General features: G+C 36.7%; 24 protein-coding genes and 1 pseudogene. 11 read left to right on the forward strand and 14 right to left on the reverse strand.

Features of this window, described 5'->3' with window-relative positions:
* The first annotated feature begins 5 nt into the window (after window positions 1-5).
* From DD829_RS06840 to DD829_RS06865, 6 genes are all read left to right on the forward strand, one after another.
* Complete coding sequence (locus DD829_RS06840; protein ID WP_108410136.1) at window positions 6-890, forward strand: bifunctional 5,10-methylenetetrahydrofolate dehydrogenase/5,10-methenyltetrahydrofolate cyclohydrolase; 885 nt, start codon at window positions 6-8, stop codon at window positions 888-890.
* Window positions 891-897: 7 nt separating this feature from the next.
* Window positions 898-1,527, forward strand: coding sequence for a 7-carboxy-7-deazaguanine synthase QueE (locus tag DD829_RS06845; RefSeq protein ID WP_108410137.1), 630 nt, complete (start codon window positions 898-900; stop codon window positions 1,525-1,527).
* Between the two features lie 41 nt (window positions 1,528-1,568).
* Window positions 1,569-2,939, forward strand: a complete 1,371-nt coding sequence (locus DD829_RS06850; protein WP_076393811.1) for an exopolysaccharide biosynthesis polyprenyl glycosylphosphotransferase — start codon at window positions 1,569-1,571, stop codon at window positions 2,937-2,939.
* A 105-nt stretch (window positions 2,940-3,044) separates the two neighbouring features.
* Window positions 3,045-3,797 carry an MlaE family ABC transporter permease gene (locus DD829_RS06855; RefSeq protein WP_076393812.1) on the forward strand — a complete coding sequence of 251 codons (753 nt, stop codon included), beginning with the start codon at window positions 3,045-3,047 and terminating at the stop codon, window positions 3,795-3,797.
* Window positions 3,797-4,612 carry an ABC transporter ATP-binding protein gene (locus DD829_RS06860; protein WP_076393813.1) on the forward strand — a complete coding sequence of 272 codons (816 nt, stop codon included), beginning with the start codon at window positions 3,797-3,799 and terminating at the stop codon, window positions 4,610-4,612. Before DD829_RS06855 ends, DD829_RS06860 begins: the two co-directional genes overlap by 1 nt.
* On the forward strand, window positions 4,596-5,213 hold the full coding sequence (locus tag DD829_RS06865; RefSeq protein ID WP_076393814.1) for an outer membrane beta-barrel protein: 618 nt from the start codon (window positions 4,596-4,598) through the stop codon (window positions 5,211-5,213). The genes DD829_RS06860 and DD829_RS06865 overlap by 17 nt, the downstream gene beginning before the upstream one ends.
* Window positions 5,214-5,252: 39 nt before the next feature.
* On the opposite strand, the gene DD829_RS06870 is transcribed toward DD829_RS06865, so the two are convergent.
* Window positions 5,253-5,570, reverse strand: coding sequence for a hypothetical protein (locus DD829_RS06870; protein ID WP_076393815.1), 318 nt, complete (start codon window positions 5,568-5,570; stop codon window positions 5,253-5,255).
* 89 nt (window positions 5,571-5,659) lie between these two features.
* Complete coding sequence (locus DD829_RS06875) at window positions 5,660-6,466, reverse strand: M48 family metallopeptidase (protein WP_108410138.1); 807 nt, start codon at window positions 6,464-6,466, stop codon at window positions 5,660-5,662.
* Window positions 6,467-6,572: 106 nt separating this feature from the next.
* Between DD829_RS06875 and DD829_RS06880 the strand changes: the two genes are divergently transcribed.
* Complete coding sequence (locus DD829_RS06880; RefSeq protein WP_108410139.1) at window positions 6,573-7,118, forward strand: DUF4251 domain-containing protein; 546 nt, start codon at window positions 6,573-6,575, stop codon at window positions 7,116-7,118.
* 5 nt (window positions 7,119-7,123) lie between these two features.
* Here DD829_RS06880 and meaB read toward each other — a convergent pair whose 3' ends face one another.
* Window positions 7,124-8,107 (reverse strand): methylmalonyl Co-A mutase-associated GTPase MeaB, encoded by a 984-nt coding sequence (gene meaB / locus DD829_RS06885; protein ID WP_108410140.1) that lies wholly within the window; start codon window positions 8,105-8,107, stop codon window positions 7,124-7,126.
* A 480-nt stretch (window positions 8,108-8,587) separates the two neighbouring features.
* On the opposite strand from meaB, the gene DD829_RS06890 reads away from it, so the two are divergent.
* The gene (locus DD829_RS06890; RefSeq protein WP_108410143.1) at window positions 8,588-8,878 is read left to right on the forward strand and encodes a c-type cytochrome; all 291 of its coding nucleotides are present in this window, start codon (window positions 8,588-8,590) and stop codon (window positions 8,876-8,878) included.
* Window positions 8,879-8,899: 21 nt separating this feature from the next.
* Window positions 8,900-9,190: a cytochrome C gene (locus DD829_RS06895; RefSeq protein ID WP_108410141.1), complete on the forward strand. Its 291-nt coding sequence runs from the start codon at window positions 8,900-8,902 to the stop codon at window positions 9,188-9,190.
* Window positions 9,191-9,295: 105 nt separating this feature from the next.
* On the opposite strand, the gene DD829_RS06900 is transcribed toward DD829_RS06895, so the two are convergent.
* The 9 genes and pseudogenes from DD829_RS06900 to DD829_RS06940 all read right to left on the reverse strand — a co-directional run bounded on the left by DD829_RS06900 (window position 9,296) and on the right by DD829_RS06940 (window position 18,174).
* On the reverse strand, window positions 9,296-10,288 hold the full coding sequence (locus DD829_RS06900) for an enolase C-terminal domain-like protein (protein ID WP_108410142.1): 993 nt from the start codon (window positions 10,286-10,288) through the stop codon (window positions 9,296-9,298).
* A gap of 63 nt (window positions 10,289-10,351) precedes the next feature.
* Window positions 10,352-12,925: a T9SS-dependent M36 family metallopeptidase gene (locus tag DD829_RS06905; protein ID WP_108411455.1), complete on the reverse strand. Its 2,574-nt coding sequence runs from the start codon at window positions 12,923-12,925 to the stop codon at window positions 10,352-10,354.
* Window positions 12,926-12,999: 74 nt separating this feature from the next.
* Entirely contained in the window at window positions 13,000-13,515 is a 516-nt protein-coding gene (locus DD829_RS06910) for a tetratricopeptide repeat protein (protein ID WP_108411456.1), read from the reverse strand.
* Window positions 13,502-14,199, reverse strand: a pseudogene (gene prfH, locus DD829_RS06915) (peptide chain release factor H). The gene DD829_RS06910 and the pseudogene prfH overlap by 14 nt, the downstream one beginning before the upstream one ends.
* On the reverse strand, window positions 14,178-14,765 hold the full coding sequence (locus DD829_RS06920; RefSeq protein ID WP_108411457.1) for a hypothetical protein: 588 nt from the start codon (window positions 14,763-14,765) through the stop codon (window positions 14,178-14,180). Before DD829_RS06920 ends, prfH begins: the two are co-directional and overlap by 22 nt.
* Window positions 14,762-15,298 carry a hypothetical protein gene (locus DD829_RS06925; protein WP_123906824.1) on the reverse strand — a complete coding sequence of 179 codons (537 nt, stop codon included), beginning with the start codon at window positions 15,296-15,298 and terminating at the stop codon, window positions 14,762-14,764. The genes DD829_RS06920 and DD829_RS06925 overlap by 4 nt, the downstream gene beginning before the upstream one ends.
* A gap of 99 nt (window positions 15,299-15,397) precedes the next feature.
* On the reverse strand, window positions 15,398-15,943 hold the full coding sequence (locus DD829_RS06930; protein ID WP_108411459.1) for a nucleotidyltransferase domain-containing protein: 546 nt from the start codon (window positions 15,941-15,943) through the stop codon (window positions 15,398-15,400).
* Between the two features lie 79 nt (window positions 15,944-16,022).
* The gene (locus DD829_RS06935) at window positions 16,023-17,414 is read right to left on the reverse strand and encodes an RtcB family protein (protein WP_108411460.1); all 1,392 of its coding nucleotides are present in this window, start codon (window positions 17,412-17,414) and stop codon (window positions 16,023-16,025) included.
* Between the two features lie 10 nt (window positions 17,415-17,424).
* Window positions 17,425-18,174, reverse strand: a complete 750-nt coding sequence (locus tag DD829_RS06940; protein ID WP_108411461.1) for a hypothetical protein — start codon at window positions 18,172-18,174, stop codon at window positions 17,425-17,427.
* Between the two features lie 702 nt (window positions 18,175-18,876).
* On the opposite strand from DD829_RS06940, the gene DD829_RS06945 reads away from it, so the two are divergent.
* Window positions 18,877-19,827, forward strand: coding sequence for a fasciclin domain-containing protein (locus DD829_RS06945; RefSeq protein ID WP_108411462.1), 951 nt, complete (start codon window positions 18,877-18,879; stop codon window positions 19,825-19,827).
* Window positions 19,828-19,908: 81 nt separating this feature from the next.
* On the opposite strand, the gene DD829_RS06950 is transcribed toward DD829_RS06945, so the two are convergent.
* Both DD829_RS06950 and scpA read right to left on the reverse strand, forming a co-directional pair.
* Window positions 19,909-20,409, reverse strand: a complete 501-nt coding sequence (locus DD829_RS06950) for a hypothetical protein (protein ID WP_108411463.1) — start codon at window positions 20,407-20,409, stop codon at window positions 19,909-19,911.
* Between the two features lie 66 nt (window positions 20,410-20,475).
* On the reverse strand, window positions 20,476-22,593 hold the full coding sequence (gene scpA, locus DD829_RS06955) for a methylmalonyl-CoA mutase (RefSeq protein ID WP_108411464.1): 2,118 nt from the start codon (window positions 22,591-22,593) through the stop codon (window positions 20,476-20,478).
* A 213-nt stretch (window positions 22,594-22,806) separates the two neighbouring features.
* On the opposite strand from scpA, the gene DD829_RS06960 reads away from it, so the two are divergent.
* The gene (locus DD829_RS06960) at window positions 22,807-23,091 is read left to right on the forward strand and encodes a hypothetical protein (RefSeq protein WP_116547643.1); all 285 of its coding nucleotides are present in this window, start codon (window positions 22,807-22,809) and stop codon (window positions 23,089-23,091) included.
* The last annotated feature ends 36 nt before the right edge of the window (window positions 23,092-23,127 follow it).

Below are 23,127 nucleotides of genomic sequence, written 5' to 3' on the forward strand. Positions count from 1 at the left end.
TAAAAATGGCAGAAATTCTTGACGGATTAAAAGTATCCAAAGAAATAAAACAGGAAATCAAAGCTGAAGTAGAAAAAATTCTTGCCAGCAAGAGAAGAGCGCCGCATTTGGTAGCCATTCTTGTGGGAAACAACGGAGCAAGTAAGGCTTACGTAAATGCAAAAGTAAAAGATTGTGAAGAAGTTGGATTTCAATCGAGCTTAATTAAATTTCCAAGCACCGTTTCAGAATCTGAATTATTGGAAAAGATCGATGAATTAAATAAGTCGAAAGCAGTAGACGGATTTATCGTTCAGTTGCCTTTACCAAAGCAGATTGATCAGGAAAAAATCATCAACGCAATTGATCCGAGAAAAGATGTTGACGGTTTCCACCCTGAAAATTTCGGAAAAATGGCTTTGGAAATGGATACGTTCTTACCGGCAACACCGTTTGGAATTTTAACATTACTAGAAAGATATAATATTGAAACAAAAGGTAAAGACTGTGTAATTATCGGAAGAAGTAAAATTGTAGGAAGACCGATGAGCATTCTGATGGGAAGAAAAGATTTCCCGGGAAATTCTACGGTAACGTTAACGCATTCTTACACAAAAGACATCGAAGAATATACTAAAAAAGCAGACATCGTAATTACCGCTTTAGGTGATCCTCACTTTTTAAAAGGTGAAATGATAAAAGAAGGAGCTGTAATTGTGGATGTAGGTATTACAAGAGTAGACGACGATTCTCCAAAAGGATATTATTTGGCGGGTGACGTCGATTTCGACAGCTGTGCAGCAAAAGCAAGCTGGATCACGCCGGTTCCGGGAGGAGTTGGACCTATGACGAGAGCGATGCTGATGAAAAATACCATCATTGCTTATAAAACTTCGGTCTATAACGACTAATTTTAAAATGAATTTAACAGAAGAAATATTATTAAAAGAAGGTAAAATGCTCCCTGTAATGGAGCATTTTTACACTCTTCAGGGAGAAGGAGCGCATACCGGAAAAGCAGCCTATTTCATCAGATTAGGTGGTTGCGATGTCGGTTGCCATTGGTGTGATGTAAAAGAAAGCTGGGATCCGAATCTGCATCCGTTAATGAATGCAGAAGAGATTGCCGAAACCGCAGCTAAACACTGTAAAACGATTGTTTTGACGGGCGGTGAACCTTTGATGTGGAATCTTGATATTTTAACCGGAAAGTTAAAAGAATTAGGCTGTTCCATCCATATTGAGACTTCGGGCGCTTATCCTATGAGCGGACAAATCGACTGGGTTACGCTTTCGCCAAAGAAAACAGGACTTCCGAAAGAAGAAATTTACGCCAAAGCTCATGAGCTTAAAGTGATCGTTTTCAATAACAATGATTTTAAATTTGCAGAGGAACAGGCCGCAAAAGTTTCGGAAAACTGTACTTTGTATCTTCAGAGTGAATGGAGCAAAAGAGATGAAATGTATCCTAAAATTACAGACTTCATTTTAGAACATCCGGAATGGAGAGCCTCAGTTCAGACCCATAAGTACCTGAATATCCCGTAAAAAATATGTAACTTAGCCTTTCGTATCCGAAATACTGATAGATGCAGAGAATTCGATACTCCAGATACCTGAAATCGATCATCGTTTTGCTTGACCTTATGGTTATTGCATCTATTTTTATATTCTTTTTTCTGAGCAGAAATGAAAATTTAAAATACAATCAGGAAACCTGGTATCAGAATTTATTTTCTCTGGCATTATTATTTCTGTTCTGGATGCTTCTCAGCGGCAGGACAAAGATTTATAATATTCCGAGAAACCTTACTTATACTTTATTCTTAGAAAGGCTTTTAATTCATTTTTTGCTGTTTATTATCGGAGTTTTACTCATCGGAAAAGTTAGTTATAATGTATTTTTCAATTCAGATATTTACTGGCTTTCGTTTTACCTGTTCTTCTTTATTTTCCTTGCGAAATCTTTAATTTATTTTGGAATTAAATACTTCAGAAGTCTCGGAATCAACCACAGGAACGTCATGTTCCTGAGCGAAAACAGCTCTACAGAAGTTTTAAAGAATATTTTAAAGGAGAGAAGAGATTACGGTTATAAAATATTCGACTATAAAAATTCTGAAATTAAAGCTGAAGAACTGATTGATTTCTGGAAGACAAACGGAATTCATACCTTATTTATTCCGACCGAAAATATATACAACGAAAAACAGGAAAGAGAGATTTTCAGATTGGCAGAAGCCAATAAAGTACACATTTCCCTTATTCCAAGCATTGTTCAGAACAATTTTTTTCTGTATGATATTGGCTATATTCAGACGCAGCCTGTCCTCAATCAGGCAAAATATCCTTTAGATTATCATTCCAATTTTTTACTGAAAAGAACTTTCGATGTTATTTTTTCAGTAATTGTTTTGGTGGGAATCTGTTCTTGGCTTTTTCCGATCATTGCCATATTAATCCGTTCATCTTCTAAAGGTCCGGTTTTTTTCATACAGGAAAGATATGGTTTCCATGAAGAAGTTTTCAGATGCATCAAATTCAGAACAATGGTTGTGAACGATGAATCGTCTACCAAAACCACTTCGGAAAATGATTCCAGAATTACGAAAATCGGGAAATTTTTAAGAAAAACAAGCCTCGATGAAATGCCTCAGTTCCTGAATGTTTTGAAAGGTGAAATGTCTATTGTAGGGCCGCGACCGCATATGTTGGCTGTAGACGATTATTACAAACCTAAAATCGGAAGATACAGTTTAAGAAGTATGGTAAGTCCCGGAATTACGGGTCTTGCGCAGGTAAACGGACTTCGCGGTGATGCAGGAGATGTGGAAGTGGAAATGAACAAAAGAGTTTTGGCAGATGCTTTCTACGTAAGAAACTGGAGTTTCTTACTGGATCTTGTCATTATTTTGAAAACAATTTTATTGGTGGTAGGCGGAGATAAAAATGCAAAATAATGTTTTTGGTCTACATTATGATATACTAAATTTAATATTAAAACAGAGCTTCAGTCTTAGTCTCAAGTTTAATTTAATTCAATAAAAAAAGTCTAATTTAGCAGAATGTTAAAAAAGTTTTTTACAGCAGTCGGAGAATACATTCTTCTTCTTGGTAAATCTATTCAGAAGCCTCAGAAAATGAAGGTTTTCTGGAAGCTGTTCATGAGAGAAATCAACGATTTGGGCGTCAACTCTTTCGGGTTGGTGATCTTTACTTCAATATTCGTGGGAGCTGTTGTTGCCATTCAGATGTTCAACAATTTTGATGCTTCCGATTTCCCTATTCCTCCATCATTTGTAGGATATGCTACGAAAGCAGTATTAGTTCTGGAGTTTTCTCCAACCATCATCAGTTTGATCCTTGCCGGAAAAGTAGGTTCCTATATTGCTTCAAGTATCGGAACGATGAGGGTTTCCGAGCAGATCGACGCACTGGACATTATGGGAGTAAATTCCCCAAACTTTCTTATTTTACCTAAAATTATTGCCTGTGTTATTTTTAATCCTCTGTTAATCGCCATCAGTATTGTTTTTGGTATCGGAGGCGGTTATGTGGCTGGAATTTTAACGGGAAACTGGACAACCAATGATTATGTTGTGGGGATCCAGATGTATATGCCTAATCTGTTTATTTATTATGCATTTACCAAAACAATTGTTTTTGCCTTTATTATTGCTACAGTTCCATCCTATTTCGGATATAATGTAAAAGGAGGTTCTCTGGAAGTAGGTAGAGCGAGTACTCAGGCGGTAGTCTGGACGATGGTATTTATTATTCTTTCGGAATTATTATTAACCCAATTAATTTTAAGCTGATGATTGAGGTAAAAGATCTTAAAAAGAGTTTTGATGAAGTTGAAGTACTTAAAGGAATTTCAACAACTTTCGATAAAGGAAAGGTAAATTTAATTATCGGGCAGAGTGGTTCCGGAAAAACGGTTTTCCTTAAAAGTTTACTGAATGTTTATCAGCCGACATCGGGAGAGATTCTTTTCGACGGAAAAGACATCAATGTAATGACGCGTGAGGAAAAACAGCATCTTCGTTCAGAAATCGGGACTGTATTTCAGGGAAGTGCTTTGTTTGATTCTTTAACGGTGGAAGAAAATATTATGTTTCCACTGGATATGTTTACCAATTTAACATTCAGAGAAAAGAAAAAAAGGGTTTTTGATGTTATCGGAAGAGTACATCTGGATAAAGCCAACCGAAAATTCCCTTCTGAAATCTCGGGAGGGATGCAGAAACGTGTGGCAATTGCAAGAGCTATTGTCAACAATCCGAAATACCTTTTCTGTGATGAGCCAAATTCCGGACTGGATCCTTATACATCGAACGTCATCGATGATCTTTTGCTTGAAATTACCAAGGAATATAACACAACAACGATCATCAATACCCACGATATGAATTCGGTAATGACGATTGGAGAAAAAATTGTCTATCTGAGACTGGGAATTAAAGAATGGGAAGGAAATAAAGACGTTCTGATTACGGCAGGCAATAAAAACCTTATTGATTTCGTTTATTCATCAGAATTATTTAAAGAACTGAGAGAATATCTGCTTGAGAATAATAAAACTATTGATAATACCATTACAAAAATAGAAGATAATGAAAAAGGCACTTAGTATCGCATTAATAGGTTTTTCTATGTTTGCTTCTGCACAAATTTCCCTTGCAGGAAAAGCAAATTTAATTTTTCCTACGGGATCTCCTTCATGGAAAAACATTAAAGGAACCGTAAACCAGGCAATTGAAGGAGAAGGTAAAAATAATGTAGGCTTCAATATTGGTCTTTCTTTAAAAGCGAATCTTCCTGCATCGTTCTTTCTAATGCCGGAATTGTATTATACGACTTTTAAAAGTGATTTTACAGATCCTGCATCCAATACCACTTTCGATATTAAAAACAACCGTCTGGACTTACCTGTATTAATCGGACATAAAGTTTTAGGTGACTTTTTAGGAGTGTATGTAGGTCCTGTTGCAAGTTATAATTTAAGCAAAGAAGATACTTTTAACGATTTTCAGGAAAATGCAAAGGATAATTTTACAGTAGGCTATCAATTCGGGGCACAGCTTGAAATTAAAAAATTTCTTGTCAATGCCAAATATGAAGGAGCTTTCAGTAAAGATTCCAGAAACTTTATTAATAAGGTTTCCGGTCAGGAAATCAGATACGATAACAGACCTAACTTATTTATGGTAGGTGTGGGATATAAATTTTAACCGGCGAAAATAACAACTGATAAAAAAATCCTCAGATCATTAGATTTGAGGATTTTGATTTTCACGACTGCGAAGTTCTGCTTCACGTCTTGCAATTTCTGCAGCCTGCTGTTCAAGATCTTCCTTATCTTTCTGCAACTGCTTAAATTCTTTTCTTTTCTGCTCAGCTTTTATGGCACTTCCTTTACTTACATACCCTACCATTCCGCCGATAATTAAACCGATTCCAATCCCTCCTAAGATTCCCATAATATGAGACATCTGAAGATCATTAATGGTAAAATTATTAGACGTTAAATAAAAAAGCAGAATAGATAAGGCTAAAAGTACAAGCCCGATAATGGTTAAATTTTTCATAGTGTTGTGTTTAAGTGTTTAATTAAAAAGCCCCATCAAATTTATTAAAATTCAACAAGGCTTTTACTCAAGATTAAATTCTTTATGATTTATATTTTTCCACCTGCAGCCTTGTAATATTCTAAAGCTTTAGGCAAATTTTTATTAATATCCGAGATTCTTGTTTCAGGATTCGGGTGAGTGGAAAGGAATTCCGGTTGTCTTGCTCCTGTAGATGCAGCTTCCATTCTATTCCAGAAAGGAATTGCTTCTCTTGGATCGTAACCTGCCATTCCCATTAAATATAATCCCATCTGATCTGCCTCAGACTCCTGATTTCTTCCGTATTTCAATAAAGCAACCTGAGATCCAATTGGGTAAACCTGCTGGAAAACGCTCGCCCATTGAGAATTGGAAATAGATCCTCCCAAAATTTGTCCGCCATATTGTGCGATCATAGCCTGAGAAATTCTTTCGTTTCCGTGTCCTGCCAAAGCATGAGAAACTTCGTGTCCCATTACCACAGCCAAACCGTTCTCATTTTTTGTAACCGGTAAAATTCCTGTATATACGGCAACTTTTCCGCCCGGCATACACCATGCATTGAGCTCGTTGCTTTGAAGAAGATTAAATTCCCAATTGTAGTTCGCAAGATCTGCGGAACGCCCGATTTGCTGATAATATCTTTCGGCAGCAGATTTTATTCTGGAACCTACACTTACCACTTTTTTCGCATCTGCAGTTCCGGAAATCACTTTAGATTTTCCTAATGTTGTTTTGTATTCCTGAGCAGACATGGTCATAATTTCTGAGTTATTTGCCAGCTGCAGAGAAGATCTGCCCGTAATTGGGTTTGTAGTACAAGCAGCAACCGACAGGGCAACGGCTCCAATTCCAAAAATGTGTTTTATTTTCATAGTGCGAGTGTATACGTTCAACCTTTACAATTTTTGTTCCAAAATAATTTTAAACAATATATTTGCATATAATTTGCTATATAAATTTAACAATTATTTTAGTATTATGAAAAAGTATATTTCGATTATATTTGTTTTTGGATTTCTGATGATCTTCCAAAACTGCTCTTCTCAAACCGCTACAGATCCTTCCGCTGTAACAGCACTTGTGAATTCCGAAGACTTCTCGTTTCATGCAGAAAGAGCTACACCCACGAATTATGACGTTATTAATGTGATGGGTTCTCTTCCCAACGCTACAGCGTCGAGAATTCTTGATCTTTCGGGAAGCAATTATTCTATTGATCTGAGAAAAGATAAACTTGAGGTTGTACTGCCTTATTTCGGAAGAGTTTTTAATCCTACTTACGGAAATACGACCCAAAACAGTTACAGATTTACTTCAAAAGATTTTACCGTGACAAAGTCTCAGGGAAAAAAGGGAAAATGGATCGTAAAAATTAAAGTGAATGACCAAAGTTCTGTTGATGAAATCAATATTGAGGTTTTCAAAAACGGAAAGGCTTTTACTTCTATCAGAAGCAACGACAGACAGCCAATTTCGTATGACGGATATATTACGAAAAATGAAGAGGAGAAAGAAAAGCTTTAATTGAACTATTCTTTAGACAAAAATTTATCCACAAATAATTTTGCTTCGGTACTTGGATTTGAAATCATGGCTGAAGCATTTTTTTTGTGCAGAAGATATGCTTCTTCCACGGAATTATTTTTTTTCATCATGGACAGAATATATTCCTGAACCCAATATTCAAACCGTTTTTCTGCCTGTTGGATTCTTACCTCTTCGAAACGGTTGGTTTTCTTTTTAAGATTAATAAAATCATCAATCTTTTCAAAAACATCATTCAGACCTTCATTACTTAAAGCAGACCCCAGTAAAACAGGAATTTTCCAGTCTTTTTCTTTTGGTGGCATAAAATCTAAGGCTCTTTTTAATTCCAGTCTAGTATTTTTGGCTTTCTGAAGGTTGTCCTGATCGACTTTATTGATGAAAATAACATCCACCATTTCCATAATTCCGCGCTTGATGCCCTGAAGTTCATCTCCGCCGCCAATGATTTTTAAGAATAAAAAAACATCCGTAATATCGGCAACCAAAACTTCAGACTGCCCTACTCCAACGGTTTCTATTAAAATATAATCGTAACCTGCCGCTTCGCAGATCATCATGGTTTCAAAAGTTGTGTTTGCCACTCCGCCCAGAAATCCGGAACTCGGGGAAGGTCGGATAAATGCATTTTCTTCTTTGGCAAGTTCTTCCATGCGGGTTTTATCGCCCAAAATGCTTCCTTTATTGATGGCTGAACTTGGATCAATGGCTAAAACTGCCACTTTTTTGCCATTGGCAATGGCAAGTCTTCCGAAATTTTCAATGAAAGTTGATTTTCCGGCTCCCGGAACACCCGTAACTCCTACTCTGGTTGAGTTTCCGGTAAAAGGCATGATTTGTTTGAGGAGTTCTTCTGCCTGTATTCTGTGTTCGGCTTTTTTACTTTCAACTAATGTAATGGCTTTTGCGATCAGGCGTTTGTTTCCCGATCTTATTCCTTCTATTAGCTCTTCTGTAGAAAATTTCATTGTTTCAAAAATAGACAATTAAACGGGAATGGTCAAGAGGGAATTTATTGGATTACGGAATGTTTAAGTTGAGTTTTTAGGTTTGTCTTTCATTACAATGCATCAGAAATATTGTAACTGAACTCTGACCTAGCCCCGATTGGAGTATTTGTCTGAGCTCATTTTAGGGTTTCGGCGGCAGCTTCGCTGCCGCCGAAACCCTAAAATAGCGAGTACGGAAAGCGGGAAACAGCTTCAGATAAAATATTTAGAATTTAATTTACTCTAAACACCCCGTCAAAAATTCTTCCGAATTTTTGACTCCCCTCCCCTGGAGGGGAATTTCTTCGAATACTTTTTATTCATTTTATTATTAATAATTAAACATTGAAAATAAACTTTCTGACTCGTGTTGTAATTTTTATTTCTTCTAAATTATGTACAATTTTATCAATGGAAACGGTAATTTGCTACATTTGTTTGAATAAACAGTTAAAAAACATGAAAAAACTTATCGCTGTAGCATCATTTGCTGCCGTTTTACTGGCATCCTGTACTCCAAAAGCTTCAACAGCAACGGCTCCTGTAGCTTCGACTTCTACAGCAGAACAAATTGCACAAGGAAAAACAATTTTCGAAAACTCTTGCGGAAGATGTCACAAATTACCGAATCCGGCTTCCCATACTTCTGTTCAGTGGGTAGGAATTATGAATTCAATGGCTCCGAAAGCAAGACTTACCGATGAACAGCATCAGTGGGTGTACGATTATATCGTATCTGCAAAAAAATAAATCACAACAAAAAATAGTAATATGAAAAAACTGATTTTGGGTATGACGTTAGCTTCTGCAACCATCGTTGTATCGTGCGGACCAAAAAGTGTAGCGGTAACCGGACCAAAATACACCTCATCCGAACAATTGGCTCAGGGAAAAACCATCTTTGAAAATTCCTGCAACAGATGCCACAAATTGCCGGATCCTGCAAAACACGACGATCAGGGCTGGATAAAAACATTAAGCAGAATGGCTCCGAAAGCGAAATTATCGGAAGATCAGCATCAAATGGTTTATGATTATCTGATTTCAGCAAACAAAAAATAGGCTTCTTTTGAAGTCTATTTTTGTTTTGCGACTATGAGCTAAATGCTAATTGCAAAGATTTTTAAAAATTCAATGACAAAGTGTAATTGACGATTCATTATTCACTTATTTAATCATGATTCCCAAACCTGATTCTAAAGATAAAATAATTTTTCCGCTTTTCACAAAACTTCCTGCTGCATAATCATTTGAGATCAAATTAGCTCCGTCTAAATCGGCGTAATCTGCCATTCCTGTTAAATTACAGGCTGCAGAAATTCCCACGGTAGATTCCGTCATACAGCCGATCATGATTTTGTAATTCAATGCTCTTGCTTTTCTGATCATTTCTAAAGCAGGGGTTAATCCGCCACATTTCATTAATTTGATGTTGATGCTTTTATAATAGGAAATTAACTTGTCTAATGAATCCAAATTCTGACAATCTTCATCTGCCATCCAGTTTGCAAAAGATTGTTTTTCTAAAATTCTATAATTATCAATTGGTCTCGGCTGTTCCAGGTAAGAAAACTTCTGAACCTCATCATTTTCCTGAAGCCAGATACAATCTTCATCCGTAAAACTTGCATTGGAATCAAGAGCGATATGTCTGTTAAGTTTTAATAATTTTTCAACGTTGTTTTTATCTAAGCCTTTGCATTTCACTTTGAATTTATTCCATGAACTTTTTTCGATTTTTTCAATCTGATGATCGATTTCACCGACAGAAATGGTGATGGAACTTTCAACTAAATGATCTGATGGAAGATTATTTAATTCAATAAAACTTTTATTTTCCAGTTTGCCGAAAAGATCCCAATAAGCGCAATCTAATGCAGAGAGTAAAAACGGATGCAGATTTAAATTCAACAGATATTTGAAAAATTCTTCCGGATGAATAATTTTACAGTTTTGAATCTGAGGCTGAATTTCATTTAATCTTAAAACAAAGCTCCAAAGATCAATATTATAATAATCGATTGCGACACTTTCTCCGTAACCTTTACATTTATGATGAGATAATTCTATGAGCAAGGCTTCTCTTTTATCATAGTTCCCGTAAGCAATTGAAAATGTTTCTTTTAAATATAACGGTCTGCGTTCAAATCTTAATTCCATTATTAAATGTACAAAAAAGGAAGCCTAAATGACTTCCTTATTAAAATTATTTGATTGAATAATTTATCTAACAATCAGTTTTTCTGTCTGAGTTTTTTCACCCTGTCTGATGTTTACCATATAAACTCCTTTTTGTAATCCTCTGGTTGAAAATGCCTTTTTGGAAGTATTTTCACGCGTATCGGAGAATACTAATTTTCCTGACATATCGAAAAGTTTTACCTTAACGTCTTCCTTGGATTTATCAATATTTCCTACAAAGAATTCATCATAGGTAGGATTTGGAAAAACGACATATTTTGTTTCTGCGTTTCCGGCTTCCTGAGTTGCCAGTACAATATCACATTCTGCAGGATAGGTAAAACTTTCTACCTGATCTGTTCCTACGGTTTTGCTTCCGGCAGAAGCTCCTGTTCCCAAACCTCTTTTAGCAAAGGCTTTCCAGATCATACATTTGTCTGCTCCTCCTGTTTTAACCTGATCTGCCTGAAGAATGGCATCTCTTCCGTCAATAAATGTAGGACTGCAGGCCTGAAGTTTCAGCCCGTCCATTACCAATTGCAAAATTCTGGCATTTCCTGAATTCGGATTGGCTAAAACATCACTGTTATACCCATATTTTTCTACATATTTCCACGTAAGATCCCAAAGCATGGAAGCCCATACAAATCCTATCGAGTGAGAATCTGTCATAGAATTTGTATTGTTATATGTGTATCCGTTTACTGTAAAGTCCGGTGAATATTTTGCGGGTCTGATTCCGTTTCCTGTTGTTGCCTGTTCCGCAACATAGGTTGCCATTCCTCTTGCCAGAGAAGAAGTATCTCCCGGTCTGGTTGTAAGCATCAAGGCAAAATAATCTGACCATCCTTCTCCCATCTGTTCAGTAGAGTTGGTTGAAGAAAGACAACTGTATCCCTGTCCTGTTAGTCTGTTGGAAATTCCGTGACCGTATTCATGGGCAACAACTCCATTGTCTAAACTTGAATGTTTAAATCCGTTAAAATCATTAATTAAGGTAGCGTTTATTGTATTTCCTCCCGAAATCTGTGCTACTAAAAATTCTCCTTCGGTTTTCCCCATGTTAATTGAAGGAATTGTAACCTGATTTCCATAGGTTCCTGCTCCCATAGTTGTTGGAGTATCTGTACTTGGTCTGTAAACAATAACGCCTACTGCACCTGCATTCTGAGCGTTTAGAACTTTAAGACTGTATTCGCAGGTAGTACTGGTTACAACGGCGATTTTTCCTGTAAGACTTCCTGCTGCAGGTTGTGTACAGGCATCCGCCGGTGAAGAAACAGCAAGATTTCCTGTTACGGACTGACCTTCGAACAGCAAAGGGCCAAAAGAAGCGGCACCGGTTAAAACTTTTGGACGGCTTGCAACGGTAGAGGGAGAATTATACTGATAACGTGAAATAGGATCTGCGCTTGTCTGTGCTCTTGACCAAAGATACATCTGCATTCTTGGCGCAAGAAGGTAAGTTGTTCCGCTGATTACCGTTTCATATCCTGAATTGAAATTGGCGTTATTCAAGCCGCTTCCGTCGAATGCTTCTGCATTTACTGCATCTCCGCTAATTCCTCCGTTTCCAAAATTATTTGTTTGAAAATTTCTTGCCGACTCTGTAAACCCAAACTTGTAAAATACATCATGAACCTTATTGTTCATGTAAAAAAGATTGGTAATGGCTGCATCTTTATGCGTAAACGGATTGATGTATCTTCCTTCTGCGAATGTGAAGTCAAAATTTCTTGCAGCTCCGCCGTCCGGAGAATATCCCGGTGTGTTTGCATTTGCCTGATCGGAGTAAGCGTACACATTATTTCCTCTTGTATTGGTATAGCTTGCTGTGCCTGTAGAATGCCATCCTTCAGGTGACGCCGTGAGATCCCAAGGATTGTTTAAAACAGCGCGCGATCCGAAACTTGGAGCTTCTACCGGTAGAGGAAAAACATTATAAGTGGCATTAGACGGAACTAATAATGAAGTCGTTTTCTGAGAATCTGAGCTTTCAGTAGTAAATTTTACCGGTTCTGAATAAGAGTTCTCTTCACTGCTTTCGTTATGATCAAAATTACAGCTTACCGTAAGATTGTCTTTAGTAAGTATTTCTCCTGTGGAAGCATCTGCAATTACGTGCCATACATCTGAAGATTTCTTGTCTGATACAAAAATTTCTTTAGCCAGTACAAATACATTATTCTTTTCAAAATAAACATTGGGTAAGTACTCTATTCTTGAAATTTCCTTCAAGTTTAAATTTTGCTTCAGCGTTTCTTCAGGAATTCTTTCCTTCGGACTTCCCTGATTTCCGATAACAATCTCTTTTTTAAAATCATTTTTTTCAGAGATAATTTTTTCGTCTTTTATCAGAACCTTGCCTAAAGCATTGTACACACGAAGACCGTCGTAAGTCTGCTGTACGTTTACAATATTTGCACCAAGGCTTTTGGAATTGTCTTCATTAAGAATAATAAATCCGAGCTTATTATCAAAATTATTTTTCTGAGTAAGCTGCGCATTTTTTTTATAGTAATCCTGAATTAGTGATTTAGAATTTTGCGCATTTACTGTACTGTAAGCGAACATTACCGCTACAGAGAGTGGTATATAAAATATATTTTTATTCATGTGATTGATTTTAAGCAAATCTAAGATTTTTTATGAATGGCTGTCAAAAAAATATATTATGTTAAAAAGGAGACTTATTTCGTCTCCTTCTCTTTTTTCATCTTCTTTTTCTTCGGCATTTTCGATTTGATGAATTTCTTACGGTTCTTTACCACATTCAAACTGTATTCTGTAAAACAGTACTTTGCAGATTCATCTAAAAATTTCAGGGCATTCACAAAACTGCCGCGCTTTTCAGAAAGTAAAGATCTGTAAAACCATAAGGTTGCTTTGTCAATTCCCTTGATTTTCAAAGAATAATCGATCAGTTTTTCGGCTTCGTGATAATCTTCGTTATCCAGAAGACATTTAATATAATATTGCGGTGTATTAAGATTCGTCACATCACACTGCATGGCTTCTTCAAAGTACAGCTTTGCCTTTTCATAATAGGATAACATTTCGCTGTATATTCTTCCCATAAGACAAAGGCTGTCTGCATCTTCAGGATCGTATGACAGCGCATAGTTCAATGCTTCCAGACATTCCGGCAAACTGTACGGATAATTGTCTAAAGCCTCAAAATAGTATTTATTTTTAGTTAAGGTCATTGTTATAGTTTTTTAATTCATTTTTGAGCTGACTTCTCTGTTTTTTAAAAGATTTGTCTTCATAACTCTTTTTAAATCGGTTCCGGAAAATGTACGGATCGGATTTCCGCGCTGAACATTCAGATGATTGTTCCATGTTTCCTGCATTCTTTTTTGAAGCTGAATAATATTCTGTTCCAATACTTTTCCTTTTAATCTTGTGATGGAAAGTTTCTTATTCTCCAGTTGCGAACGCGAATCCTGAACGAAAACACTTTGTCCTGTCGGAATGTGCGTTGCGCGTACCGCCGTATTCACTTTGTTTACATTTTGTCCGCCGCTTCCCTGACTTCTGGTTGTCTGAAACTGAATGTCCTTTTCATTAAAATTGATTTTCTCCAATCCCTCCAGTTCAAAAACGCCGATAAACCAGTTGCTTCTTTTATGCAGTTTCCGGAATGTACTTTTGCCAATCCAGCAAATGCTTCCTAACCATGTACTTAAAAATTCATTGAGATTTTTTGATTGTAAAAGCAAAGTCACCGATTTCAAAGTAAGGTTTTCATCGCCATTTTCACGGTGAATAATTTCGTAATCTATGTTGTTATCTTTTGCCTCTTGAAGAAAATGTTTCAGAACTTTTGCCACCACCCATTGGCATTCTAAAGGTCCTCTTCCTGAGGTTATTTGTATGAGTTTTTCCATTTTTGTAAAATTTTTAAAATTGCCTCTCTGTTTTTGGCTTCTTTAATAAATGTCGGTAATCGTTCTACCATTCGCATTCTGTAAGGTAATCTTGTTCTTAAATCTGATGAAACATAATTTTCCATTTCCAACAGATGCTCTCTGTTTCTCGCCCAGAATAATTTCCCTTTAAAATCTGCCTGAAAATAATACGGACAACCGAAAACAGGATCGTGAATTAAACCTTCTTCTTTAGGAAAAGAATTCAAATACTTTTCAGTTTTTGGCTGAATCTGAAACCGGGAATCACAAGCATCACATTTTACATTACTGATTTTAGGCTTTTCTTTTAAGTTGCCTTGCTCATAACGAACGGGATGTGCACAAATCGGGCAGTAAAGATTGACAAAAGCTTTGTACACCACAAGATCTAATGCATTCTTCTGTAAATCGCAATGTCTGCATTTCAGAGCTGCCCGTTTATAATTGTGTTCATTTTCCACGACAGCATATTCACCGCAATCCGGACAGACTACGAGAAGGTTTTCGTAATATTTGAAATGTTCCTGCTTGTATATTTTTTTCATTTTGTGTAATTATTTCTAAAATGAGCGGGATAAATAAGATCTGAAAACAGACAATCAAAAACAGTCGGATCATCATTACAATCTGTAGAAACTGACTCTGCTTTTAACAGAGCCAAATCATCTTTAACTTCTTCGTAACCGTTTTGTTTCAATACTTTTAAAATTGAACTGTGTTTTTCTTTTTCATAAGGATCAACAATTATTAAAACTCGCTCTGTTTCATCTTCTCCTTTTCTAATTATTTCAAAGTTTTGGATATAATAAAGCTTTAAAAACCAATTAATCCAAACCTTACAACAGTGAAGAGGTTTTCCTGATTCTAAATATGTATCAAAATCCCAATCCTCATAACCTTTACTTTTATCTACCTCATCGATATCTTCATTCAAATAAAAATTCCAGACATCTGAAATGTCTCCCATTTCTTCTTTGGAAAATTTATCAGTTTCTGAAGACAAAGACTGAAAATGCACGACAATATTTAATTTTTCAAATTCATTTAAAAACAAATTGGTTACATTAGGGTTTTTCAAAAATTCGTTTGCTTTTTCTCTTAATAATTTTCTGTTATCAGAAAAATTCTGATTTATAAATTCGAATATTTCTTTTCTAATCTCGTCTTCCATCTTAATTTATTTCGGCATTTCACTTAATTTCGGATGACCAATAGGATCAATCCTTTTCTCCAGTAAATCTTTTGCAGCCATAACTGCCCAACATTTATCGCTGGAATGAATGTTTCTGTAAAACGTGAGCAAAACTTCAGGCTTTACGACGGTAAATCCGTTAGCTTCAACAGTTTCAAGATCATTTCTTTCAAAGAAATCGATTGTGATCCTGTGGAATTTTCCGTTTTCCAGCTCAACTGTTTTCTCATATCTTCGGAAATTCTCTTCGCTCTGAAGATGATCGTACCTTGTCCAGACTTTCTGAAAACCTTCCTGTTGAAGGATTATCACTACTTCTGCTACGTTTTCTTTTTTCACAAAGACATCAATATCCTTATGGTCGTGCGCGTGTTTGTATTCTTTATGCCCGATTTCAGACATAAAATGCCACGCCCAACCTCCTGAAATAATAATTTTATCTTTTAATTTTTCTAAAATTTCGAGTCCGCTCTGAATTCTGAATTCCGGCCAGACTTCACCGTATCTTTTTATATTATGTGGTGCTCCCATTTTTTTATTTTTGTTTTGTTGATGGTTGATAGTTTGTAGTTAAAATCCATCAACTAACAACCACAACCTATCAAACAATTCATTTATCCATTCTTACCATTCTCGGCTGAAAAGTTCCCAGAATATCCACCAGTTCACTTTGTGCATTCATCACTTCGTTGATGTCTTTGTACGCCATCGGTGCTTCTTCTGCATTTCCGCCTATTAAGGTGACATTCTTTAATTTTAATTCTTTTTTAATATCATTTTGAGTAAAAAGGCTTCTGCATTCGCCTCTTGAATGGGCTCTTCCGGCTCCGTGAGAAGCGGAATTCAGAGAATCCGGATTTCCTTTTCCGCGAACGATGAATCCTTTCGCCGTCATGGAACCGGGAATCATTCCCAATTCGTTTTCATTTGCCGGAGTTGCTCCTTTTCGGTGAACGATTACTTCTTTCCCGTTATGGATTTCTTTCCATGCAAAATTGTGATGGTTTTCGATCTTTGCTTTTACTCTTCCTCCGACTGCTTTTACCAGTCTTCTGTGAATATCGTCATGACACGCAGAAGCGTAATCTCCTGCAAGATTCATTGCGGTCCAATATTCTAATCCGAGGTGGGTATTCAGATCCAGCCATGCAAATTGTTGAGCTTCTTTTGGTAAAGGACACTGTTCTGCCGCAACTCTGGAATAATACTGAGCGATTTCTGCTCCCAATCCACGCGAACCGCTGTGCGAAAGGATTCCGAGGTATTTTCCTTTCGGAAGCCCGATCTGTTGGTCTTCTTCCGTAATTTCCACTTCTCCGAATTCCACAAAGTGGTTTCCGCCGCCGGAAGTTCCCATCTGTTTGATGGCTTTTCCTTTTAATCTTCTCAAAACCGGAATGAGATCGAAGGTGTCTCTGTCGAAAATCTCGTGGTCGACATGAGATTTGTGTGTTTCGTACATTCCGAATTTGGTATGTTCAGCAAGTGCTTTTTCATATTTGTCTCTTGCTCCTTCAAGATATGAAATGGGCGTATCCAAAATGCTGAGGCTCATTCGGCAACCAATATCCATCCCGACTCCGTAAGGAATTACGGCATTTTCTACCGCGAGAACGCCTCCGATCGGAAGTCCGTATCCGCTGTGTGCATCGGGCATTAAAGCTCCCTGTGTTGAAATTGGAAGCTTGAGTGCGGTGTATAACTGATTTTTTGCTTCATCTGAAATATTGTTTCCGAAAATATTGAATGTCGCCCGATGTGTATTGAGCATTCTTTTCTCGGTTTTCTTGGATGAAAGCAAAGCTTCCGCAATCTGTCCGAAGGTTAAATCTTTTTCAAAGTTTTCGGGATTCACCAGAATATCTTTTAGAATAGATTTTACGTGATGGATGTTTTTTGTGGCAAAGTTCCTTTTCATAACTTCCAGCGCGATGTTGACACTCTGGTTGTTCGGATAGCCTAATTTTAATATATCTTTTCCTTTAAGTTTTAAATTTCCCATTGTTTTTGTTTTAAAATTTTCGGACGTAGTCGTCCTCTAAACTTTCTGCAATCTCAGTTGCAGACATTTTGTAGTGAAAGTATCTTATACTTTTTATAAGATCAGTTTTATATTCTGTTTTCCATGAATTCGACTTTCCATAAAATTTTTTCTGAATAATTCCCTGAACTTTATATTGCTTTATATAATATTCTACTTCTGCATATTCTTTTTCCAGCTCTGCATTTACCGGTTTGTAATGCGTTATCATGTTGGGTTTTATTCTTAATATAAATCTCCATGGCTCGATAAAATCGTAATAGTCGTAATACATTTTACGAAAAGGACAATATTCTTTTCTTTTTAAAAAGTATTGTCTTTCCCGCTGAGTCAATTGGATCTTTGGATTGTTCCATTCATATGAAGAAAGAGACTTTAATTTTTGGTCTTTTTCTACATATATTCTGCGACCAAACTTTTTTTTCTTTTTTAAAAAATGCCGAACTTCCGAATACATGAATGTGTTTATCTTTTTTAGAATGCCTTCAAAGAATTCTGCATCTTTCGTTTGCTTTACATCTTCCGTTATGGCGAAAAATCTTACAAATCCTCTTTGATATGGTTCTTCTAAAGGAATCCAAGGAATATCTCTTTTAATTTTCCAAAGCTCATTCTTACGTTTATATTTTTTTCTGATCTGTTTTTCTACATCTTTTTTTATAATTCTTTTCCTGCTTCTCAGACTTCTTATTCGAGAATACAGAAGATGATCTTTTTCCATTTGTTTGCCGGATTTCAGAATTTCTGAACCATTTTTTGCATTAAACCATCTCCAACTAAAACTATAGTTGAATTTACTTTTACCATTCCTCGGTAAGATTTTTCTTACGATGAAATGATGATACGGATCCTTTTTTTAGCCCAGATTGCAGCGGCATCCTTTTTTGTTGCGATCGGAGCGAAGCGCAGGTCGTAATAAAAAAGATACAGCGGAAAGCTGGAAATAGCTTCAGATAAAAATCATCTGCTAATTCGAAAGAAATCCTAAATACTAAAAAGATTTTTCGGGAAAACTGTTTTTGAGTTTGAAATATTGCGCAATAAAAAACCCGAAATCTCTACGACTTCGGGTTTTGATATTTCATTGTACTGTTATTCTAAGAGTGTACCAAACCACGAAGCCTTGCCTTTGCAAAAGGCAATCCTACTGTTGAAAGCTGATTGGATATAAACATTACTTCGTTGTTTTTAAATGGTTAAACTTTATTTTACGTTGCAAATATATACATTTTTCTGAATATCAAAATTATTTTTCGGTTTTTTTATCGAATCTGTAATTTTTTTTTCATGGAGACTGCTCTTTTCAACAATCTCTCTTTGTGGCTTGAGAGCTAAAATGACAAAAAATAAAATTAATTTTACTAAAATAAATAAAAAGGTATAATATTTGCCTATAAAATTTTACATCTTAACAAATAATATTATGAAAAATTTCTTTAAACCTCTACTATTTTCGGGAGTTGCCATGCTGTGCATTATCTCCTGCGACGACAATGATGACAACATGATGACTGAGAAGACCACGTATGAACTGGTTTCTTCAGACAGTAATTTAAGCAGTTTAAAAGCTGCCATCGACAAAGCAGGTCTTTCTGCAACTCTTAACCAAAGCGGAACTTTTACATTATTCGCCCCAACAAATGCCGCTTTTGCAACTTTTTTACAGGCAAACGGATATGCAAGTCTTAATGACGTTCCTACGGCGGCATTAAAAACTTTGCTGATGAACCACGTTTTGAATTCTGAAGTAAAAGCATCAGCAATTTCTACCGGCTATGTTTCTACTCTTGCTATGGGATCTGCTTCTTCCACAAGACCGATCAGTATGTTTATCAATACGAATGGCGGTGTAAAAATTAATGGGGTATCGAATGTTGTTGCCACAGATATTGATGCCAACAACGGAGTGATCCACAAAGTAGATGCGGTAATCGGTTTGCCAACTATTGTTACTCATGCAACGGCAAATCCTCAGTTTACGTCTTTGGTTTCTGCTCTTACAAGAAGTGATATGCCGAATTTTGTTGGAATTTTAAGCGGAACTGCCAATTCTCCGTTTACGGTTTTCGCACCTACCAACAGTGCTTTCTCTTCTCTTCTTACTGAAATCGGAGCGGCTAATCTTGCAGCGATTCCAAAAACGACTTTGGAAAATACTTTGAAATACCACGTAGTTACCGGAGCCAATGTAGGATCTAATAATCTTACAAACAATATGATGGTTCCAACTTTCCAGGGTGGAAGTTTTAAGATTACCACAACGGGCGGTGCTAAGATTACAGATAACAACAACAGAGTTTCTAATATTATTGTAACCGACGTACAATGCAGCAACGGAATTATCCATGCAATTGATAAAGTTTTGCTACCCTAATTGTTTTTTTTTCATATAATATTTAGCAAAATAGGCTGCCTCATTTCTGAAGCAGCCTATCTTATTTTTTAATTTTTACATTTAATCTTTAGATCCCAGATCATCCATCGGATCGTCCATTCCTTTGATGATATTGGAATGGTAAACTCTTTCTGATCCTAAGAAGTAAATATTGTGTCTTGCTTTTGCTATAATTCCGTTATACTCTTCTTCCGTCATTCCTTCAGGAATATCTGTTTTTTCTTCCGCTGGTTTTCTGTATACCTGCAAAGCTCCGTTCTTATTCAGCACTGAATTTGCGGAAACCGCCTGTTCGAGATTATCGGCATAAACGATAACATTATTTTTTCCGATGCTGTGCTTTCTGTAAGCATTAAGCATTTCGTCGTCGTGGGCAAAAGTATATTCGAAAAATCCTTTGGTCTGCTCATCTTCCTGATAATTGTCGGTTGACAGTCCGCTTTCAAGGTTTGATCTGGAAATAATGATATTTGCTTCATCAAAGCCGTTTTCTTTTAAATCTTTTTTAATTTCTTCTGTATCTACCGTTACAGGAAATACGGAAACTACTGTATAAGCCATAATATTTTGTTTTGATTATGGAGTACAGTACAAAAGCTGTGCAACTTATCTGGTGAAAAGGTTAATTTAATTTAAAAATTTATCCAGAATATCTACTGCACACTTCGGAAGGTTGGTTCCCGGACCAAAAATGAAATCGGCACCGTTTGCATAGAGAAATTCGTAATCCTGCTGCGGAATTACACCTCCGACAACGATGGTAATATCGTCTGCCCCGAGTTTTTTAAGCTCTTCAACCACCTGCGGAACCAAAGTTTTATGACCTGCCGCCAAAGAAGAAACTCCTAAAATATGAATGTCATTTTCTACCGCCTGTTTTGCTACTTCTTCCGGAGTCTGGAATAATGGTGCCACATCCACATCAAATCCCATATCTGCAAATGCTGTTGCTACGACTTTTGCTCCTCTGTCGTGACCGTCCTGTCCCATTTTGGCAACCATTAATCGTGGACGGCGCCCTTCTTCTTCCTCAAATTTCTGAGTAAGATGTAAGGCTTTTTCAAAATATTCGTTTTTCCCTGCGTTCATGGCGTAAACTCCTGAAATTGTTCTGATGTTGGCTTTGTATCTTCCGAAGCTTTCTTCCATCGCATCGCTCATTTCTCCCAGCGTTACTCTTCTTCTTGCCGCTTCAATACATAAGGCTAAAAGATTTCCTTTTCCTGATTTGGCACTTTCACGGATCTCATTTAAAATCTGATGCACCGCCTCAGAATTTCTTTCTGCCTTTATTTTATTTAATCTTTCGATCTGCTTTCTGCGGACTTCCGTGTTATCGATGTCTAAAATTTCAATAGCATCCTGCTTTAATTCTGATCTGAAAGAATTAACCCCGATGATAAATTCTTCCCCGCTGTCAATTTTTGCCTGTTTTCTCGCTGCCGCTTCTTCAATCCTCATCTTCGGAATTCCGGCTTCAATGGCTTTTGTCATTCCGCCTTCCTGCTCTACCTCATCGATGTATTTCATCGCTTCTTCAATCATTTGCTGCGTTAAAGATTCAACCAGATTGCTTCCGCCCATCGGATCTACGACATCGCAGATTCCGCTTTCCTGCTGAAGAATAATCTGTGTATTTCTTGCAATTTTTGCTGAATAATCTGTAGGAAGTGCAATCGCTTCATCCAAAGCATTGGTATGAAGAGACTGTGTTCCGCCCAACGCTGAGGATAATGCTTCAATTGCGGTTCTGGTAATATTATTGAAAGGTTCCTGTTCCGTTAAAGACCAGCCTGAAGTCTGTGAGTGGGTTCTTAAAGCTAAAGATTTCGGATTCTGAGGGTTAAACTGCTTTAATAATTCAGCCCAGATATATCTTGCCGCTCTCATCTTTGCAATTTCCATGAAGTGATTCATCCCGATTGCCCAAAAAAATGAGAGTCTCGGTGCAAAATCATCAACATTCATTCCTGCTTTTATTCCTGTTCTTACGTATTCCAGACCATCGGCAAGTGTATAAGCCATTTCCAGAACCGGAGTCGCTCCTGCTTCCTGCATATGATAACCGGAAATTGAGATGGAATTGAATTTCGGAATATTCTGAGAAGTATATTCAAAAATATCGGCAATGATCTTCATGGAAGGTGCAGGTGGATAAATGTAGGTATTTCTCACCATGAATTCCTTCAAAATATCATTCTGGATGGTTCCTGAAAGCAAATCCTGAGAAACGCCCTGTTCTTCTGCCGCTACAATATAGAATGAAAGAATCGGCAGAACGGCTCCGTTCATCGTCATGGAAACTGAAATCTGATCCAAAGGGATTTCATTGAATAAAATTTTCATATCCTCCACAGAATCAATTGCTACTCCCGCTTTTCCAACATCGCCCACAACTCTCGCGTGATCGGAATCATATCCTCTGTGTGTCGCCAGATCGAAGGCAACGGAAAGACCTTTTTGTCCCGCCGCCAGATTTCTTCTGTAAAAAGCATTGGATTCTTCTGCCGTGGAAAAACCCGCATACTGACGGATCGTCCATGGTTTCTGAACGTACATCGTGGAATACGGACCTCTTAAATAAGGAGCAATTCCCGGAGAAGTCTGCGTTAATTCCTGATTTTTAACGTCTTCTGCCGTATAAGAAGATTTTAACTGTAAGCCGTCTTTCTCAAAAGGATAGACCTCTGTTTTCTTTTCGGTAATAGTGAATTGAGGAGTTTTATTCTGAACTGCCCTTCTCATAATTTCAGATTTAATAGATGGCTAAAATTACACATTTTTGAGGGAATATTTTTTAAATAAAAAAAGCGAAACTGCAAAACTGCAAAATTGCTTTTTATGTACTCACTAATCGTAATTTTTCAATATCAATTAAAGAAATAAGTACAAACTACAAATAACTGCTAAAACCTTCTTCTGAAATTTAATGAAGGGGAAAAACATTTCCATTCTGCAATGGCGGTTTTCATATCTGTACGTTATATTCTTCCAACTGTAAATTACATTCTTTCAACTGAAAGTAATATTTTAGCCCCTGTAAGTTATATTTTAGCCCCTGTAAGTTATATTCTTGCGCCTGTATTTTATATTCTCGCGTCTGTAAGTTATATTCTTCCTACTGTAAATTACATTCTTGCAACTGAAAGAAGTGTTTTAGCACTTGTAAGTTATATTTTTATACCTGTAAACCATATTGAGATATACAGAAGTATGGTTTTCATTAGATTCTATATTATTTAATACACTTTTTTACATTTTCAGGAATGTTAGATAAAA

This window comes from Chryseobacterium sp. HMWF035 (genome assembly GCF_003094695.1).
GTDB classification, from domain to species: domain Bacteria; phylum Bacteroidota; class Bacteroidia; order Flavobacteriales; family Weeksellaceae; genus Chryseobacterium; species Chryseobacterium gambrini.